The 256-nt window shown below is 63.7% G+C and carries 1 protein-coding gene; it reads left to right on the top strand.

The genetic code is table 11. The features are described from left to right. Positions 1 to 226: hypothetical protein (locus tag SB822_RS58830; protein ID WP_410859339.1), on the top strand; the 226-nt coding region annotated here is incomplete at its 5' end. Between the last annotated feature and the right edge of the window lie 30 nt (positions 227 to 256).

Below are 256 nucleotides of genomic sequence, written 5' to 3'. Positions count from 1 at the left end.
CTATGTTCCCGGCCAGCAGCTGTCGCCCAATCTCACGGTGGAAAGCCGGGACTATGCGCGCGCGGACGGCAGCCTGTGGGTGAGCGCGAACGTCGGCTACCGCATCAACGAGCGCTGGAAGGTCAATCTCGCGGTGGACAACCTCACCGACGACATGGGGCCGTTCCCCTACGTCAATGATGCGCTGGGCCGGCGTTACATGCTGACCGCGACGATGAAGCTGTAAGGAAGAACAGGAAAGGGCCGCATCGCGGCC

The organism is Paraburkholderia sp. SIMBA_054 (assembly GCF_046534875.1).
GTDB lineage: Bacteria > Pseudomonadota > Gammaproteobacteria > Burkholderiales > Burkholderiaceae > Paraburkholderia > Paraburkholderia hospita.
Note: the sequence above shows the minus strand (reverse complement) of the source record. Positions and strands in the feature narration are given on the sequence as shown.